The sequence below is a fragment of the Streptomyces sp. NPDC030838 genome (assembly GCF_055572035.1).
On record NZ_JBVIED010000016.1, the window covers coordinates 17,965 to 34,385 of the forward strand.

A 16,421-nucleotide genomic window follows, 5' to 3' on the forward strand; every position below is an offset into this window, starting at 1 on the left:
AGAGCACGCGTGACGCGCAGCGTGTACGTGACCGGTATCGACCGCGGCGACGGCCGCCAGGTCGTCGAGCTGGGGGTCATGGAACTCCTGACCCGGCAGGTCGACCGGGTGGGTGTCTTCCGCCCTCTCGTCCACGACGGGCCCGACCGTCTGTTCGAGCTGCTGCGCGCCCGCTACCGGCTGTCGCAGGACCCGGCGACCGTCTACGGCATGGACTACCAGGAGGCCTCCGCGCTGCAGGCCGAACGGGGCGCGGACGAGCTGGTCGCCGTCCTCGTCGAACGGTTCCATCTCGTCGCGCGGGACTACGACGTCGTCCTCGTCCTGGGCACCGACTACGCCGACACCCAGTTCCCCGACGAGCTGGCTCTCAACGCCCGGCTCGCCAACGAGTTCGGCGCGTCCGTGATCCCGGTCGTGGGCGGCCGCAAGCAGACCGCGGAGTCGGTGCTGGCCGAGACGCGGAACGCCTACCGGGCGTACGACGGCCTGGGCTGCGACGTGCTCGCCATGGTGACCAACCGGGTGGCCCGCGAGGACCGCGACGAGATCGCCGAGCGGCTGGCCGACCGGCTGCCGGTGCCCTGCTACGTGCTCCCCGACGAGCCCGCCCTGTCCGCGCCGACCGTCTCCCAGATCGCCCACGCGCTCGGCGCAAAGGTGCTGCTCGGCGACGACTCCGGCCTCGCCCGGGACGCGCTGAACTTCATCTTCGGCGGCGCCATGCTGCCGAACTTCCTGGGCGCCCTGACCCCGGGCTGCCTGGTGGTGACCCCCGGCGACCGGGCCGACCTGGTGGTCGGCTCGCTGGCCGCGCACAGCGCCGGCACCCCGCCGATAGCGGGCGTCCTGCTCACCCTCGACGAGGTGCCCAGCGACGACGTCCTCACCCTCGCCGCCCGCCTCGCCCCGGGCACCCCGGTGCTCTCGGTGTCCGGCAACAGCTTCCCCACCGCCGAACAGCTGTTCTCCATGGAGGGCAAGCTGAACGCGGCCACCCCGCGCAAGGCGGAGACCGCGCTCGGCCTGTTCGAGCGGTACGTCGACACCGCCGACCTGAACAAGCGGGTCTCCGCGCCGAGCAGCGACCGCGTCACCCCGATGATGTTCGAACACCAGCTGCTGGAGACGGCCCGGTCGAACCGGCGCCGGGTCGTGCTGCCGGAGGGCACCGAGGAGCGCGTGCTGCACGCGGCCGAGGTGCTGCTGCGGCGAGGTGTCTGCGATCTGACCCTGCTGGGGCCGGTCGACCAGATCCGCAAGAAGGCCGCCGACCTCGGCATCGACCTCGGCGACTCGCAGCTGATCGACCCGGCGACCTCGGAGCTGCGGGACTCCTTCGCCGAGCTGTACGCGGGGCTGCGCGCCCACAAGGGCGTCACCGTGGAGCTGGCGTACGACGTGGTCTCCGACGTGAACTACTTCGGCACCCTGATGGTCGAGGAGGGTCTCGCCGACGGCATGGTGTCGGGGTCCGTGCACTCCACGGCGGCCACCATCCGTCCGGCCTTCGAGATCATCAAGACCAAGCCGGACGCCTCGATCGTCTCCTCGGTCTTCTTCATGTGCCTCGCCGACAAGGTGCTCGTCTACGGCGACTGCGCGGTCAACCCGGACCCCAACGCCGAGCAGCTCGCCGACATCGCCATCCAGTCGGCGACCACGGCCGCCCGGTTCGGGGTGGAGCCGCGGATCGCGATGCTGTCGTACTCCACCGGTACGTCCGGCTCCGGCGCGGACGTCGACAAGGTGCGCGAGGCCACCGAGCTGGTGCGCTCGCGCCGGCCCGATCTCAAGATCGAGGGGCCGATCCAGTACGACGCCGCCGTCGAGCCGTCCGTCGCCGCGACCAAGCTGCCGGGATCCGAGGTCGCCGGGCAGGCAACGGTTCTGATCTTCCCGGACCTCAATACAGGTAACAACACCTACAAGGCCGTGCAGCGCTCGGCCGGGGCGATCGCCGTCGGCCCGGTGCTGCAGGGTCTGCGCAAGCCCGTCAACGACCTGTCCCGGGGCGCGCTCGTCCAGGACATCGTCAACACCGTCGCCATCACGGCGATCCAGGCCCAGTCCCCGATCGAGAAGGCAACCCAGCAGTGAGCTCCTCCCGTGTCCTCGTCCTCAACTCCGGCTCCTCGTCGGTGAAGTACCAGCTGCTCGACATGCGCGACAGCAGCCGGCTGGCGGTGGGCCTCGTCGAGCGCATCGGTGAGGAGACCTCCCGCCTCAAGCACACCCCGCTGCACGGCGGCGGCGAGAGCCGGGAGTGGACGGGTGCCATCGCCGACCACGAGGCCGCCCTCAAGGCCGTCTCCGAGCAGCTCGCGCAGGACGGCCTGGGCCTGGACTCCCCCGAGCTGGCCGCGATAGGCCACCGCGTGGTGCACGGCGGCAAGCACTTCACCGAGCCGACGGTCATCGACGACACCGTGCTCGCCGAGATCGAGCGGCTGATCCCGGTCGCCCCGCTGCACAACCCCGCCAACCTGACCGGTATCCGTACGGCGATGGCGCTGCGGCCGGACCTGCCGCAGGTCGCCGTGTTCGACACCGCGTTCCACACGACGATGCCGGAGTCGGCCGCCCGCTACGCGATCGACGTCGAGACCGCCGACAAGCACCGGATCCGCCGGTACGGCTTCCACGGCACCTCGCACGCCTACGTCTCCCGGGCGACCGCCGAGCTGCTGGGCAAGGCCCCCGAAGAGGTGAACGTCATCGTGCTGCACCTGGGCAACGGGGCGTCCGCCTCCGCCGTCCGGGGCGGCCGGTGCGTGGACACCTCGATGGGTCTGACGCCTTTGGAGGGGCTGGTGATGGGTACCCGCTCCGGCGACCTGGATCCGGCCGTCATCTTCCATTTGATGCGTGTTGGCGGAATGTCCACGGATGAGATCGACACTCTTCTCAACAAGAAGAGCGGGCTGATCGGGCTGTGCGGCGACAACGACATGCGGGAGATCCGCCGGCGGGTGGACGAGGGCGACGAACAGGCGCAACTCGCCTTCGACATCTACATTCACCGCTTGAAGAAGTACATCGGCGCCTATTACGCCGTGCTCGGCAAGGTGGACGCGGTCGCCTTCACCGCCGGGGTCGGCGAGAACGCGGCGCCCGTGCGGGAGGCCGCCGTGGCGGGCCTGGAGGAGCTGGGTCTGGCGGTCGACGGCGAGCGGAACGCCGTGCGCAGCGGCGAACCGCGGCTGATCTCGCCCGAGGACGCACGGGTCGCGGTGGCCGTGGTGCCGACCGACGAGGAACTGGAGATAGCCACTCAGACGTACGCGCTGGTAAATGCCTCATCGAATCTCACTTGAGCGGCATCCCGCCCTTTTGTATTTTCCGCCAGCCGGAATATTCCGCAGCGAAACAAACCGATAGGATCGCCCCATGCGCCGTTCGAAAATCGTCTGTACTCTCGGCCCCGCGGTCGACTCCCATGAGCAACTGGTCGCGCTGATCGAAGCCGGCATGAACGTGGCCCGCTTCAACTTCAGCCACGGCACCCACGCCGAGCACCAGGGGCGGTACGACCGTCTCCGGGCCGCCGCCAAGGAGACCGGCCGGGCCATCGGTGTGCTCGCCGACCTCCAGGGCCCGAAGATCCGCCTCGCGACCTTCGCCGAGGGCCCGGTCGAGCTGGTGCGCGGTGACGAGTTCACCATCACCACCGAGGACGTCCCGGGCGACAAGACGATCTGCGGCACGACCTACAAGGGTCTGACCGGCGACGTGGCCAAGGGCGACCCGATCCTGATCAACGACGGCAACGTCGAGCTGAAGGTCACCGAGGTCGACGGCTCCCGGGTGAAGACGATCGTCATCGAGGGCGGCGTCATCTCCGACCACAAGGGCATCAACCTGCCCGGCGCGGCCGTCAACGTGCCCGCGCTGTCCGAGAAGGACGTCGAGGACCTGCGGTTCGCGCTGCGCATGGGCTGCGACCTGGTCGCCCTCTCCTTCGTCCGGGACGCCAACGACGTGCACGACGTCCGGAAGATCATGGAGGAGGAGGGCCGCCGGGTCCCGGTCATCGCCAAGGTGGAGAAGCCGCAGGCGGTGGCCAACATGGAGGACGTCGTGATGGCGTTCGACGGTGTGATGGTCGCGCGCGGCGACCTGGCCGTCGAGTATCCGCTCGAGAAGGTCCCCATGGTGCAGAAGCGGCTCATCGAGCTGTGCCGCCGCAACGCCAAGCCGGTGATCGTGGCGACCCAGATGATGGAGTCGATGATCACCAACTCCCGGCCGACCCGCGCCGAGGCCTCCGACGTGGCCAACGCGATCCTGGACGGCGCCGACGCGGTCATGCTCTCCGCCGAGTCCAGCGTGGGCGCGTACCCGATCGAGACCGTCAAGACGATGTCGAAGATCGTCATGGCGGCCGAGGAGGAGCTGCTGGCCAAGGGCCTGCAGCCGCTGGTCCCGGGCAAGAAGCCGCGCACCCAGGGCGGTTCGGTGGCCCGTGCCGCCTGCGAGATCGCCGACTTCCTCGGCGGCAAGGGCCTGGTGGCCTTCACCAAGTCCGGTGACACCGCCCGCCGGCTCTCCCGCTACCGCGCGTCCCAGCCGATCCTGGCCTTCACCACCGACGAGTCCACCCGCAACCAGCTGGCGCTCAGCTGGGGCGTGGAGCCCAACGTCGTGCCGTTCGTGAACAGCACCGACGAGATGGTGGACCTGGTGGACCAGGAGGTCATGAAGCTCAACCGCTTCAACCCGGGCGACATCATGGTCATCACCGCCGGCTCGCCCCCCGGCGTCCCCGGCACCACCAACATGGTCCGGGTGCACCACCTGGGCGAGGGCGGCCGCGACTGACGCCGTCCGTCGTACGACGGTCTCCTGTACGACACCGAGGGCCGCCCCCTGTGACAGGGGGCGGCCCTCGGTGCTTTCGCGGCTCCCGAACCGGCTTGCGGGGGCGATCAGTCGGTGACGTACTGATGCAGCCCGGGCACGTGCAGCGTGCCGCCGAACTGGCCGGCCTGCTGCACCTTCACCTTCGTGAAGTAGATGAGCGGGATGTTCAGCGGCGGCGGGTGCTCCGGGTCGAACGTCACCGGTATCAGCCCCAGCAGATTGCCGGAGATGCGCTCGGTGTACATGATCGTCTCGCCGTCGCGGATGGTCGACGTCGAGCCCTTGGCCGCCTGCACGTGGTACGTCTTGCCGGTCAGGTCGTCCTTCACCGTCTGGTGCAGGTCACCTATGTCGGTGCCGTCGGATATGACGTACTTCAGCACCTTCTTGACCGTGCCGTTGGCGGTGCGCACCTCGACGATGCCCTGGTAGTCGGCGCCCTTCAGCGTCAGCGAGCTGGCGTCCAGGAACCAGGGGTCGTCGGGCAGCGGCACCGGGTTGTCGACACCGCCCTCCGCGTCGGTGGCGACCGGGCAGTCGTCCACGTCCGTGCTCGGGCTCGCCGACGGCGACGGGGTGGCGGTGGCCTCCCCGGCGCCCTCCGCGCCCTCGGCGGCCTCTCCGGCCGCCTCGGAGGCGGTGTCCCCGGCGCCCTCGACGGCGTCCTCGACCGGGTCGGTGGCCTGGTCGGTGGTGTCCTTGACCGGGTCCTTGCCGTCGGCGTCGCCGCTTCCGGAGCCCTCACCCGCGCTCGGGCTCGGGCTCGCCGAGGCGGACGGGGACGGCGAGGGACTCGGGCTCGCCTCGGCGCCGCCGCCGGTGATGCCGTCGACGACCCCGTCCACGACACCGGTGACGCCGTCGCCGATGGTCTCCAGGACGCCCTTCGGCGACTCGGACGGAGACGGCGTGGGCGCGCTCTGCGGCTCCGTGGTCGCCGGCGCCTCGGCGGAGGCGGACGGCGTGGGCTCGGCCTCGTCGGCGGAACCTGAATCCGCCGAAGAACCCTCACCCGAGTCCGCGTCACCGGAGCCGGAACCGGAGTCGCCGGAGCCGGACGTCGCCGACGGGCTCGGCTCGGCGCCGCCGTCCGACGGGCTCTCGCTCGCGGAAGCGGACGGCGACGGCGTGGCCGTGGCGGAGTCGCCCTTCTCGGCGTCCTCCAGGGCCGCCACGCACTCCTTGTACTCGTCGGCCGTCAGGCTGCGCGACGCCGGCTGCTGGTCCTCGGCGAGGGCGAGCTTCGGAGTGAACCCCATCCCCATCAGGACCGCGGTGGGCATCGCCGCCAGGGCTATCGCCTTGCCGGCCGGCATGTGGAACCTGGTGAACAGCGGCTTCTTGGGAGCCGCGTGGCGCGGCCCGGTTCTCACACGGGACTCGTCCACATCAGCCCCGTGGGTCACCTCGTCAGCCGGCACTGTGCCTCCCGTTCGCCTCGTTGCCGGGGCTCGTTCCTGACAGATCGTCGGTTGCACCCACCGTGTCCACGCCCGCGATCGTGTCCGTGACCGGGGCCCGCATGGCCGTGCCCTCGGGGGCGGCGTCCGCTCCCTTGACGTCCGCCGGCCCCGGCGCGGGCGGGGCGTCCTCGGCCCAGGACACCGCCATCGCGCCGCCGATGAGGGCGAACAGGAAGCCGATGAGGAAGCCGCCGAGGTTGGAGACGGGGATGGACACCAGCGCGAGCAGGATCGCCGCGACGCCCGCGAAGACCCGGACGTGCTTCTGGAACCAGAGGCTGATGCCCAGGACGACGAGGAGTACGCCGATGATCAGGGACCCGGCACCCGCGGTGGTGGCCATCGCCAGCGTCAGATGGCCGAGCCGGAGGTTTGCGTACGGGAAGTAGGCGATGGGGAGTCCGCCGAGCATGACGAACAGGCCGGCCCAGAACGGCCGGGTGCCCCGCCAGGCGCGGAAGTTCCGCCGAAAGACCCGGAGGTAGTGCTCGTCGTTGCCGGGCGCGGCAGGAGTCTCGGCGCTCATGGAAAACAGCTCCCTGGAACGGCGTTGCCGTGGTGAGTGGTACTGCGAATGCAGAGTCGGAGAGATGACGGGCGGGGATGCCACCGGCTCCCCCGCCCGTCAGCGAGTGCTTAGTAGCACTCCTTGACACCCGTCGACAGCGACATCTTCAGGCCGCTGAGCTTGAAGGTTCCGGCGGTGGTCGCCCACGCCGTCTGCTTCACGTCGGTGAGGGTGACCGAGTCGGCCTGCTGGGCGAAGCCGTACGGGTTCGACTGCTCCTTGCCGCCCTTCATGCCCGGACCCTTGGCGGCGTCCTTGGCGGCCACACCGATGTCGATACCGCGGAAGACGGCGTCGCCTTCCAGCTCGGCGACGTCGATGTACAGGTTCTCGGCCTTGACCGGGGTGTCACCCTGGCCCGCCCGCAGGATCAGGCTGACGTTGCCGAGCACCGGGATGTTCGGGGTGACGACCGACTGGCACAGGCTCTTGATGGTCGCGGACTTGAACGCCGAGACGGCGACGGGGTGAACCGTCTTCTTGCCGTCCATCGTGTAGCCCTCGTCGAGAGCGCCGTACTGCACGAAGCCCGTGCCGTCGAGACGCTCGGTCGTGACCTTGAACGACTGTCCGGAAACGCTGAACGACGCGGCGAGAGCACCCTGCGCGAGGGCGACGCCTATCGCCGCCGTGGCGGCCACGCTGGGCACCATGACCACGGCGAACCGCTTCCATCTGGTCCCACCACGCACCTGGGACTCCATATTTCCTCCTTCTCGGACGTACATCTCCTGACCTGACTGGCCCCCTTCGGCGGCTCAGCCGGGCAGGGATGGGAGAAGTGCTACGTCCTCGGGAAGGAGAGCGCCCGCGCTCGGCGGCGCGTACCGCGCCCGAATCACCGGCGATCACCCCCGAGCGACAACCACTGGTCGCGCCTGACACGCATCACGCACAACCCTGCCGGACAGGCTTCGCCCGCTGGCGAAGACCCCCCTGTCCAAGAGCCGGCGCCACAGACGATCGGCTCTGCTCGGTGGGGACCCAGGAAATCCCGCGACCCAACCGGCTGTCGGGGTGCGGGAACGGACCGAGCGTCGCCGATCGTGGTGCATTCTCGCCGCCCGCACAAGGGGGTTCGTTACTCACTAGTAACGGCCGGATAACCGAACAACGACCCCTCGGTCTCGCTCGGCGACGCTGGGTGGCTTCAAGGGGGGTGACAAAGGAGGAATGCCGGGACGGAATCCGACAGAACCACGCCGGTGACTTACTGGCAGTAACAGCGGCCGCGTTTACCAAGATTTGGCAAAGCGCGGCCGCATCGGTGCCACGACGGCAGCCGTGCCCCTCCCGGAACACGGCTGGAAAACGGCTAGAACAGAGCGCGCGCCAGTGCCCTGCGGGCCCCGGTCACCCGCGGGTCGTCGGCCCCGACGACCTCGAACAGCTCCAGCAGCCGCAGCCGTACGGTGTCCCGGTCGTCGCCGACCGTGCGCCCGACGGTGTCGATGAGCCGCCCGAACGCGTCCTCGACATGCCCGCCGACCAGATCCAGGTCGGCCGCGGCGATCTGCGCCTGCACGTCGGCCGGCTTCTCGGCGGCCTCCTTGCGCACCTGCTGCGGATCGAGCCCCTGCACGCGCTGGAGCAACTCGGCCTGCGCGAGCCCCAGTTTGGCCTCCGGGTTGGCCGGGTCGTCGGCGAGCACGTTCTTGTACGCCTGGATGGCGCCGCCCAGGTCACCCGCGTCGAGTGCCTGCGCGGCGGCGTTCAGCGCCGCCTCGTGCGGGCCGACCGGCTGCGCGGGCGGCTGGGCCGCGCCCGGCTCGGCCTCCGGGTCGACGGTGAGACCGGTCAGGCCGAAGCGCTGCTCCGCGACGGTGACCAGCTGGTCGAGGGTCTCCCGGATCTGCGTCTCTCCGGCGGCCCCCTGGAAGAGCGGCAGCGCCTGCCCCGCGACGACCGCGAAGACGGCCGGGATCCCCTGGATCCCGAACTGCTGCATCAGCATCTGGTTGGCGTCGACGTCGATCTTGGCGAGGAGGAACCGCCCGTTGTACTCGACGGCGAGCCGCTCGAGCACCGGGCTGAGCTGCTTACAGGGCTGGCACCACTCGGCCCAGAAGTCGATGACGACCGGGACTTCGGTGGAGCGCTGGAGGACGTCGCGCTCGAAGGTGGCCTCGTCGACGTCGATGACGAGATCGGCCGGGGAGACGGCCCCGCCCCCGCCCTGGCGGGCCGCTTGGGCGCGCGCCTGCTCCGCCTTCGCCTTGGCCTCCTGGGCCGCCTTGACCGCGGCGAGGTCGACGACGCCGCTCATGGACATGTTCCGTGGCTGCATGCGTCTATCCTCCCCCGTTCCCGCGCGTGTGTGAAAAGCGATGTGCACGCGTGTGCATGTCGGCGCCGGGTCCCCACCCCACGCCATGTGGTCGTCGCCCGTGTGTGCCGCTCACGAGCTTTCGCTACGAGTCGTAGCGTAATGCCACGCAAGCCCTTCCCGGCACCCCGGACCGGTGATCTCGCTCACTGCTGCACGGACGGGCCGCCGACCGCCGTCCGGATATGGTCGAAGCCATGCAGAGCCGCTCCCCCGCCGGCCGCGCCGGACGTCCGCGCAGCGCCGCCGCCGACGCCGCCATCCTGGCCGCGACCCGGGCGGCCCTGGTGGAACTCGGCTGGTCGAAACTCACCCTGGGAGACGTCGCGACACGCGCCGGGGTTGCGAAAACGACGCTCTACCGCCGCTGGGCGGGCAAGAACGAACTCGTCGTCGACGCGGTCGCCGAACTCTTCGACGAACTCCGCCTCCCCGACCGCGGCACCCTCGCCGCCGACATCGAGGGCGTGGTCTTCCAGTTCGCCGCCATCCTGGCGCGACCGGAGGCGAAAAGCGGCCTGATGGCGGTCCTGGCCGAATCCACCCGCGACGCCGCCCTGCGCGAACGCATCCGCGCCTCCATCGTCGACCGCCAGAAACGCCTGGTCCTGGAGGGCCGCGCCCGAGCCCAGGAACGCGGCGAGCTGCCCCCCGAGACGGACCCCGAGGAGGCAGCTCGCACAGCGGACCTCATCTTCGACGTGGTGGCAGGCGCGGTGGTCCACCGCGAATTGATCAGCGCGGAGCCGGTGGACGAACAGTGGGTACACAGCTTCACGCGCCTGCTGTTGCAGGGCCTGTCGGCTTAGCGTCGGCGCAAACCGGGAGCACCGGGCACGTCAGAACCCGGCAGGCTCGGTGTACACCCCCCACTCATCCCGCAGCACCCCGCAAATCTCCCCCAACGTGGCCTCCGCCCGAACCGCCTCCAGCATCGGCTCGATCATGTTGGAACCGTCCCGCGCGGCGGCGAGCATCCCGTCCAGCGCGGAACGCACCGCGGCCTCATCCCGCTCACCCCGCCGCGCACCGAGCACCCGCACCTGCTCCCGCTCCACCTCATGGCTGACCCGCAGGATCTCCAGATCCCCGGTGACCGACCCGGTATGGGCGTTCACGCCCACCACCTTCTTGTCACCTTTCTCCAAAGCCTGCTGGTAGCGGAACGCGGACTCGGCGATCTCCCCGGTGAACCACCCGTCCTCTATGCCGCGCAGAATCCCGGACGTCATCGGCCCGATCGGGTGCCGCCCGTCGGGATGCGCCCGCAGCCCGCGCTCCTTGATCCGGTCGAAGATCTTCTCGGCGTCCGCCTCGATCCGGTCGGTGAGCTGCTCGACGTACCACGAACCGCCCAGCGGATCGGCGACGTTGGCGACGCCGGTCTCCTCCATCAGCACCTGCTGCGTGCGCAGCGCGATCTCCGCGGCCTGCTCGCTCGGCAGCGCGAGGGTCTCGTCCAGGGCGTTGGTGTGCAGCGAGTTGGTCCCGCCGAGCACCGCGGCGAGCGCCTCCACGGCCGTACGCACGACGTTGTTGTACGGCTGCTGCGCGGTCAGCGAGACGCCGGCGGTCTGGGTGTGGAAGCGCAGCCACTGCGCCTTCTCGCTCTTGGCCCCGTACACGTCGCGCATCCAGCGCGCCCAGATCCGGCGGGCGGCGCGGAACTTGGCGATCTCCTCGAAGAAGTCGACGTGCGCGTCGAAGAAGAAGGAGAGGCCGGGCGCGAAGACATCCACATCCAGCCCACGGCTGAGCCCCAGCTCGACGTAGCCGAACCCGTCGGCCAGCGTGTACGCCAGCTCCTGCGCGGCCGTGGCACCCGCCTCGCGGATGTGGTAGCCGGAGACGGACAGCGGCTTGTAGGCGGGGATGTTGGCGCTGGTGTACTCCATCAGGTCGCCGATGAGCCGCAGATGGGGCTCCGGCTGGAAGAGCCACTCCTTCTGGGCGATGTACTCCTTGAAGATGTCCGTCTGCAGCGTGCCGTTGAGCCGCGAGATGTCCACGCCCTGCCGCTCGGCGGCGACCAGGTACATGCAGAAGACGGGCACGGCGGGCCCGCTGATGGTCATCGAGGTGGTGACGTCCCCGAGCGGGATGTCCTGGAACAGGACGTCCATGTCGGCCGCCGAGTCGATCGCCACCCCGCAGTGCCCGACCTCGCCCAGCGAGCGCGGGTCGTCGGAGTCGCGGCCCATGAGTGTCGGCATGTCGAAGGCCACGGACAGCCCGCCACCGCCGGCGGCGAGGATCATCTTGTACCGCTCATTGGTCTGCTCGGCGTTCCCGAACCCGGCGAACTGCCGGATGGTCCACGTACGCCCCCGGTAGCCGGTCGGATACAGCCCGCGGGTGAACGGATACTCCCCCGGCCACCCGATCCGCTCGAAGCCCTCATAGATGTCCCCCGGTCGGGGCCCGTACACAGGCTCCACGGGGTCACCGGAGAGCGTCGTGAAGTCCGCGTCCCGCGTGCGCGCGGCGTCGTACCGGGCCTGCCAGCGTCGGCGGCCCTCCTCGATGGCGTCAGCGTCCATACCTTCGAATTTACTAGGACGTCCTAGTAAATGTCGATGGCTGACAGCCGTACTCATCCGTACGGCTGTCCGCTTACGCCTTGGCGACCGCCGGCGAGCCCTCGGCGACCTTGGCCTCCAGCTCGCGGCTGATCTTGCGCTCCACGAAGAAGGCGGCGGTGGGGATGGTCCCGGCGAGCAGCACCCACGCCTGCTTGCCGATCCGCCACTTCGCCTTGGAGCCCAGGTCGAACGCGAAGATCAGGTAGACCACGTACAGCCAGCCGTGCGCGATGCTGACGACCTGGGTGAAGTCCGCCGCGCCGTCGCTCTTGAGCGCGTACTTGCCGATCATGCCGAAGGTCAGCAGGACGAGCAGCACGCCGGTGACGTAGGCCATGACGCGGTAGCGCGTCAGCACGCTTTTTTTCATGCGTACGAGCGTAACCACCCGTTCCGGGAGATCTTGGCCCGGGTCAGTCCTCTTCGAAATCGTGGGCCGCCACCCGCAACGGCCGCAGCATCGCGAAGATCTCCGCGCACTCCTCGGCGTCGTACACGCCGAGGCCGAAGTCCATGGCCATGAGGTCGCGGGTGGCGGCGTCGACCACCTCGCGGCCCTTGTCGGTGATGGAGGCGAGGGTGCCGCGGCCGTCGTTGGGGTTGGGGCGCTTGTCGACCAGGCCGGACTTCACCAGGCGGTCCACGGTGTTGGTCACGGACGTGGGGTGGACCATGAGCCGTTCGCCGATCTTGGACATCGGCAGCTCGCCGGCCTTGGAGAAGGTGAGCAGCACCAGCGCCTCGTAGCGCGCGAAGGTCAGGCCGTACGGCTTGACCACCGCGTCGACCTCGGCGAGCAGGATCTGGTGTGCCCGCATGATCGAGGTGATCGCGGCCATGGACGGCACGTTCCCCCAGCGCTGCTTCCAGAGTTCGTCGGCGCGGGCGATGGGATCGAAAGGAAGGCTGAGCGGCTTCGGCACGTCATCAGACCTTACCCGCCGGTCATATGCCGGTCAGCCCTGTCTCGTCTTTCGGTCCCCACCCTCTTCGCCCCCTCTCTTTGAGCGTTCGCTCAAATCAGTGCTACCGTCCTGTCCTGGCATTTGAGCAGACGCTCAAATCTCTGACGAACTGGGGGATTCGCATGGGGCTCTACATAGAGGCCCGGATCAGAACCGACCTCGACGAGCTCTGGGCCCGCACCCAGGAGCCGTCCCAGCACCAGCGCTGGGACCTCCGCTTCACCGAGATCGCCTACCTCCCGCGCGCGGAGGGCGAGCCGCAGCATTTCCGGTACGCCACCCGGGTGCTGCCCCTCCTGACGATCGCCGGCACCGGCGTCTCGGCCGGCGAGCGGGAGCGTCCCGACGGCACCCGCACCTCCGCCCTGCGCTTCTCCTCCCCGCATCCGCTCTCCCTGCTCGCCGAGGGCAGCGGCTACTGGCGGTACGTGCCGGACGGGGACGGCATCCGCTTTCTCACCGGCTACGACTACCGGCCCCGCTGGGGCGCCTTCGGCGCGCTCGCCGACCGCTACGTCTTCCGGCCCCTCATGGGCTGGGCCACGGCCTGGTCCTTCGACCGGCTCCGCCTGTGGCTGGAGCGGGGCATCAGCCCGGAACGCGCGCTCCGCAACTGGCTGGCCGAGCTGGCCGTCCGCGCGCTGGTCATCACCGTCGCGGTGACCTGCCTGAGCGGCCACGGCTCCGCCCTGCGCCTGCTGGGCCCGTTCGCGGCCTCGACCGCGTACCTCTGCCCCCTCCTCCTCGCCGTCGCCATCTGCCTGGCCCTCTTCAAGGAGCCCCTGTCCTGCACCCCGGCCGCCCGCCGCTGCCTGCGCACCCCGCCCACGCGCGCGCGTGCGCCCCGTCTGCTGCGCACCCTGGAGAACCCGCGATGACCTCGATCTTCCGTACGGTGCTGGGCGCCGACTTCGACCGCCTCCACCCGGAGCTGCAGCGCCGCTTCTCCGTCGGCCTGGCGAGCGGCGAGGCCTGCACGGGCCGGGGCGTCATGAGCCGGATCTGGCACGGCGGTGCCTTCGTCAAACCGTTCCTGGCCCTGGGCGCCACCCGCAACATCCTGGTCCCGCGCACCGGCCGGAACGTGCCCTTCACCATCGAGAACGTCCCGTACGCCGACACCTTCGGCCGTGAGACGGTGAGCTTCGTGCGCACCTTCCGGCTGCCCGGCCGCCCTCGCCGCTTCGACGCCCAGATGGTGCTGAGCCCCAAGGGCGACCGCGTCCTCGACTACCTCGGCACCCACCAGCACCTCGCCAGCGAGCTGCACCTCAGCGCCGAGCCCGACGGCTCCCTGCTGATCCGCTCGGGCGAGCACCGCTTCCGGGAGGGGCCGGTGGACGTCCGCGTGCCTGGTCTGATCGGGGCGACGGCGGAGGTGCGCGAGTCCTTCGACGACCGCACAGGCTCGTTCCGTATCCGGGTCCGCGTCGTCAACGACCACTTCGGCCCCCTCTTCGGCTACGAGGGCACCTTCACGGCGACGTACACCGACATCCGGCGCTGCGGCGTGCGGCCCGGGCTGCGCCCCGTCCGCGAGGAGTCCCGCGCATGAGCCCCGAGACCGCCAAGGCGCAGGAGACCAAGACCAAGCTCCTGGAGGGCGCGCTGCGCACCCTCACCGAGCAGGGCATCGCGAAGACCTCGGCCCGTACGGTCGCGGCGGCGGCCGGCGTCAACCAGGCGCTCGTGTTCTACCACTTCGGCTCGGTCGACGAACTGCTCGCGGCGGCCTGCCGGTACGGCGCGGAACAGGCGGTCTCCCGCTACCGGGCCCGGCTCGCCGAGGTCACGTCCCTCTCCGAGCTGCTCGCGGTGGGCCGCGCGATCCACGAGGAGGAGCGGGCCGGCGGCCATGTCGCCCTCCTCGGCCAGCTCCTCGCCGGCGCCCAGACCCACGCCACCCTCGGCCCCGCCACGGCGGGCGGGCTCCAGCTGTGGATCGACGAGATAGAGAGGGTGCTCGTCCGGGTCCTCGGGGGGACGCCGTTCGGCGAGTTCACGGACCCGGCGGGGCTGGCGCGGGCGGTCGCGGCGTCGTTCGTGGGAATCGAGCTGTACGAAGGGGTGGACGGCCGCGGGGCGGCCTCGGCGCTGGACGCGCTGGAGCAGCTCGGGGTGCTGGTGGCCGCGCTGGAGGAACTGGGTCCGGTGGCCCAGCGGGCCGTACGGCACCATCTGCGCCGCACGGCCCGTCGCTGAGCTCCGCCTACTCGGCGGCCAGGTGCCGTTCCACGGTCTCCACCTTGGAGGTGAGGCCGTCCGTCACCCCGGGCCGGATGTCCGCCTTGAGCACCAGGGACACGCGGGGCGCCCGCGCCTCCACCGCGGCCACGGCCCGCTTCACCACGTCCATGACCTCGTCCCACTCACCCTCGATCGAGGTGAACATCGCGTCGGTGCGGTGGGGCAGCCCGGACTCGCGGACCACCCGGACGGCGTCGGCGACGTACTCCCCCACGTCCTCGCCGACGCCCAGCGGCGTCACGGAGAAGGCGACGATCATGCGTTGACGATCCCTTCCTTACGGGCGCGGGCGGCGATGACCGCGTCCTCGGCCTCGCGGCGGAGCTTGCGCTCGGCGATGAAGCCACCGCCGGGGATGATCGAGTACGCGAAGTAGAGGGCTCCCGTCTTCACGTCCCACTTGGTGCGGTTCCAGGCGTCCAGCCAGAAGAGCACGTACAGGACGAACAGCACGCCGTGGATCGGGCCGAGCACCGGGGCGACGTCGAAGCCGGACGCGACCGTGTACTTGATGATCGTGCAGGCCGCGAGAATGATCCAGGAGATTCCCTCCGGCACGGAGACCAGGCGGAGGCGGCGGATGGCAGAGGCTGTCTTGATGTCCACGGGTCACCTTCGGTGGGGAAGTCGTCGTCGGCCTGCCGGTTTGTGAACGCAGGCACAAGCGTCCCGCCATTGTGGCAAACGGCCCCGCTCGGGGTTCGCTCAGGGTCGGTGTCCCCCGTGAGGCCCTGTCGGCGCACACCCCCGGCGGCTACCGTCGCATGCGTGGCGATGTTCCGACTTCAGGGCGGCAAGGTGCTCGCCGTCGACATGACCGGGGATGCCGTACGGGCGAAGAACGGGTCGATGGTCGCGTACGACGGGCAGATGGCCTTCAAGAAGCTGAGCGGCGGCGGTGAGGGCATCCGGGGGATGGTGACCCGGCGGATCACCGGAGAGCAGATGACCGTGATGGAGGTGAAGGGGCACGGGACGTGCTGGTTCGCCGACCGGGCGTCCGAGATCAACCTGGTGAGTCTCCAGGGGGACAAGCTGTACGTGGAGTCGAGCAATCTGCTCGCGACCGACGGCGGGCTGCGCACCGGCACGAGCTTCACGGGCCTGCGCGGCGCCTCGCAGGGCAACGGGCTGTTCACGACCACGGTCGAGGGGCACGGGCAGGCGGCGATCACCTCGGACGGGCCCGCGGTGGTGCTGCGGGTCAGCCCGCAGTATCCGCTGAGCGTGGACCCCGGGGCGTATGTGGCGCACCAGGGGAATCTGCGGCAGTCCTTCCAGTCCGGTGTGACCTTCCGCACCTTCCTGGGCGAGGGCGGCGGCGAGGCCTTCCAGATCCGGTTCGAGGGGGACGGGCTGGTCTACGTCCAGCCCAGCGAGCGCAACACGATCGCGGGGGACGTGTGA

The 16,421-nt window shown here is 70.1% G+C and carries 17 protein-coding genes; 8 read left to right on the forward strand and 9 right to left on the reverse strand.

Going from position 1 to position 16,421, the window contains the following annotated elements; genetic code table 11:
* Positions 1–9: 9 nt before the first annotated feature.
* The 3 genes from pta to pyk all read left to right on the forward strand — a co-directional run bounded on the left by pta (position 10) and on the right by pyk (position 4,821).
* A complete protein-coding gene (gene pta / locus ACZ42A_RS32155; protein ID WP_468530826.1) occupies positions 10–2,100 on the forward strand; it encodes a phosphate acetyltransferase in 2,091 nt (696 codons plus the stop codon).
* Entirely contained in the window at positions 2,097–3,317 is a 1,221-nt protein-coding gene (locus ACZ42A_RS32160) for an acetate kinase (protein WP_468530827.1), read from the forward strand. Before pta ends, ACZ42A_RS32160 begins: the two co-directional genes overlap by 4 nt.
* A gap of 73 nt (positions 3,318–3,390) precedes the next feature.
* Positions 3,391–4,821, forward strand: coding sequence for a pyruvate kinase (gene pyk / locus ACZ42A_RS32165; protein WP_468530828.1), 1,431 nt, complete (start codon positions 3,391–3,393; stop codon positions 4,819–4,821).
* 107 nt (positions 4,822–4,928) lie between these two features.
* Here the strand turns inward: pyk and ACZ42A_RS32170 are convergent, their stop codons facing one another.
* The 4 genes from ACZ42A_RS32170 to ACZ42A_RS32185 all read right to left on the reverse strand — a co-directional run bounded on the left by ACZ42A_RS32170 (position 4,929) and on the right by ACZ42A_RS32185 (position 9,181).
* Complete coding sequence (locus tag ACZ42A_RS32170; protein WP_468530829.1) at positions 4,929–6,284, reverse strand: hypothetical protein; 1,356 nt, start codon at positions 6,282–6,284, stop codon at positions 4,929–4,931.
* Positions 6,274–6,852 carry a DUF6114 domain-containing protein gene (locus tag ACZ42A_RS32175; protein ID WP_468530830.1) on the reverse strand — a complete coding sequence of 193 codons (579 nt, stop codon included), beginning with the start codon at positions 6,850–6,852 and terminating at the stop codon, positions 6,274–6,276. The genes ACZ42A_RS32170 and ACZ42A_RS32175 overlap by 11 nt, the downstream gene beginning before the upstream one ends.
* 110 nt (positions 6,853–6,962) lie before the next feature.
* Complete coding sequence (locus ACZ42A_RS32180) at positions 6,963–7,598, reverse strand: DUF6230 family protein (protein WP_468530831.1); 636 nt, start codon at positions 7,596–7,598, stop codon at positions 6,963–6,965.
* A 611-nt stretch (positions 7,599–8,209) separates the two neighbouring features.
* Complete coding sequence (locus tag ACZ42A_RS32185; protein WP_468530832.1) at positions 8,210–9,181, reverse strand: tetratricopeptide repeat protein; 972 nt, start codon at positions 9,179–9,181, stop codon at positions 8,210–8,212.
* 236 nt (positions 9,182–9,417) lie between these two features.
* On the opposite strand from ACZ42A_RS32185, the gene ACZ42A_RS32190 reads away from it, so the two are divergent.
* Positions 9,418–10,029, forward strand: coding sequence for a TetR/AcrR family transcriptional regulator (locus ACZ42A_RS32190; protein ID WP_468530833.1), 612 nt, complete (start codon positions 9,418–9,420; stop codon positions 10,027–10,029).
* Between the two features lie 30 nt (positions 10,030–10,059).
* Here ACZ42A_RS32190 and ACZ42A_RS32195 read toward each other — a convergent pair whose 3' ends face one another.
* From ACZ42A_RS32195 to ACZ42A_RS32205, 3 genes are all read right to left on the reverse strand, one after another.
* Positions 10,060–11,760 (reverse strand): acyl-CoA mutase large subunit family protein, encoded by a 1,701-nt coding sequence (locus ACZ42A_RS32195; protein ID WP_468530834.1) that lies wholly within the window; start codon positions 11,758–11,760, stop codon positions 10,060–10,062.
* Positions 11,761–11,833: 73 nt separating this feature from the next.
* The gene (locus tag ACZ42A_RS32200; protein WP_468530835.1) at positions 11,834–12,172 is read right to left on the reverse strand and encodes a DUF3817 domain-containing protein; all 339 of its coding nucleotides are present in this window, start codon (positions 12,170–12,172) and stop codon (positions 11,834–11,836) included.
* 43 nt (positions 12,173–12,215) lie between these two features.
* On the reverse strand, positions 12,216–12,725 hold the full coding sequence (locus tag ACZ42A_RS32205; protein WP_468530836.1) for a MarR family winged helix-turn-helix transcriptional regulator: 510 nt from the start codon (positions 12,723–12,725) through the stop codon (positions 12,216–12,218).
* A gap of 164 nt (positions 12,726–12,889) precedes the next feature.
* Here ACZ42A_RS32205 and ACZ42A_RS32210 point away from each other — a divergent pair, with 164 nt between their 5' ends.
* The 3 genes from ACZ42A_RS32210 to ACZ42A_RS32220 are packed head-to-tail and all read left to right on the forward strand — an operon-like array spanning position 12,890 to position 14,969.
* A complete protein-coding gene (locus ACZ42A_RS32210) occupies positions 12,890–13,645 on the forward strand; it encodes a hypothetical protein (protein ID WP_468530837.1) in 756 nt (251 codons plus the stop codon).
* Positions 13,642–14,322: a DUF4166 domain-containing protein gene (locus ACZ42A_RS32215; protein ID WP_468530838.1), complete on the forward strand. Its 681-nt coding sequence runs from the start codon at positions 13,642–13,644 to the stop codon at positions 14,320–14,322. Before ACZ42A_RS32210 ends, ACZ42A_RS32215 begins: the two co-directional genes overlap by 4 nt.
* The gene (locus ACZ42A_RS32220) at positions 14,319–14,969 is read left to right on the forward strand and encodes a TetR/AcrR family transcriptional regulator (RefSeq protein WP_468530839.1); all 651 of its coding nucleotides are present in this window, start codon (positions 14,319–14,321) and stop codon (positions 14,967–14,969) included. Before ACZ42A_RS32215 ends, ACZ42A_RS32220 begins: the two co-directional genes overlap by 4 nt.
* 7 nt (positions 14,970–14,976) lie before the next feature.
* On the opposite strand, the gene ACZ42A_RS32225 is transcribed toward ACZ42A_RS32220, so the two are convergent.
* Together ACZ42A_RS32225 and ACZ42A_RS32230 are read right to left on the reverse strand one after the other, a co-directional pair.
* Complete coding sequence (locus ACZ42A_RS32225) at positions 14,977–15,273, reverse strand: MTH1187 family thiamine-binding protein (protein ID WP_468530840.1); 297 nt, start codon at positions 15,271–15,273, stop codon at positions 14,977–14,979.
* A complete protein-coding gene (locus ACZ42A_RS32230) occupies positions 15,270–15,620 on the reverse strand; it encodes a DUF3817 domain-containing protein (RefSeq protein WP_468530841.1) in 351 nt (116 codons plus the stop codon). The genes ACZ42A_RS32225 and ACZ42A_RS32230 overlap by 4 nt, the downstream gene beginning before the upstream one ends.
* A gap of 168 nt (positions 15,621–15,788) precedes the next feature.
* Between ACZ42A_RS32230 and ACZ42A_RS32235 the strand changes: the two genes are divergently transcribed.
* Positions 15,789–16,421 carry an AIM24 family protein gene (locus ACZ42A_RS32235; RefSeq protein WP_468531016.1) on the forward strand — a complete coding sequence of 211 codons (633 nt, stop codon included), beginning with the start codon at positions 15,789–15,791 and terminating at the stop codon, positions 16,419–16,421.

Excerpts from the sequence above, each read along its gene's own strand:
- ACZ42A_RS32210 (WP_468530837.1), top strand. The coding sequence starts at position 12,890 with ATGGGGCTCTACATAGAGGCCCGGATCAGAACCGACCTCGACGAGCTC.
- ACZ42A_RS32220 (WP_468530839.1), top strand. The coding sequence starts at position 14,319 with ATGAGCCCCGAGACCGCCAAGGCGCAGGAGACCAAGACCAAGCTCCTG.
- ACZ42A_RS32200 (WP_468530835.1), bottom strand. The coding sequence starts at position 12,172 with ATGAAAAAAAGCGTGCTGACGCGCTACCGCGTCATGGCCTACGTCACC.
- ACZ42A_RS32195 (WP_468530834.1), bottom strand. The coding sequence starts at position 11,760 with ATGGACGCTGACGCCATCGAGGAGGGCCGCCGACGCTGGCAGGCCCGG.
- ACZ42A_RS32215 (WP_468530838.1), top strand. The coding sequence starts at position 13,642 with ATGACCTCGATCTTCCGTACGGTGCTGGGCGCCGACTTCGACCGCCTC.
- ACZ42A_RS32190 (WP_468530833.1), top strand. The coding sequence starts at position 9,418 with ATGCAGAGCCGCTCCCCCGCCGGCCGCGCCGGACGTCCGCGCAGCGCC.
- ACZ42A_RS32225 (WP_468530840.1), bottom strand. The coding sequence starts at position 15,273 with ATGATCGTCGCCTTCTCCGTGACGCCGCTGGGCGTCGGCGAGGACGTG.
- ACZ42A_RS32185 (WP_468530832.1), bottom strand. The coding sequence starts at position 9,181 with ATGCAGCCACGGAACATGTCCATGAGCGGCGTCGTCGACCTCGCCGCG.
- pyk (WP_468530828.1), top strand. The coding sequence starts at position 3,391 with ATGCGCCGTTCGAAAATCGTCTGTACTCTCGGCCCCGCGGTCGACTCC.
- ACZ42A_RS32175 (WP_468530830.1), bottom strand. The coding sequence starts at position 6,852 with ATGAGCGCCGAGACTCCTGCCGCGCCCGGCAACGACGAGCACTACCTC.
- ACZ42A_RS32180 (WP_468530831.1), bottom strand. The coding sequence starts at position 7,598 with ATGGAGTCCCAGGTGCGTGGTGGGACCAGATGGAAGCGGTTCGCCGTG.
- ACZ42A_RS32235 (WP_468531016.1), top strand. The coding sequence starts at position 15,789 with ATGTTCCGACTTCAGGGCGGCAAGGTGCTCGCCGTCGACATGACCGGG.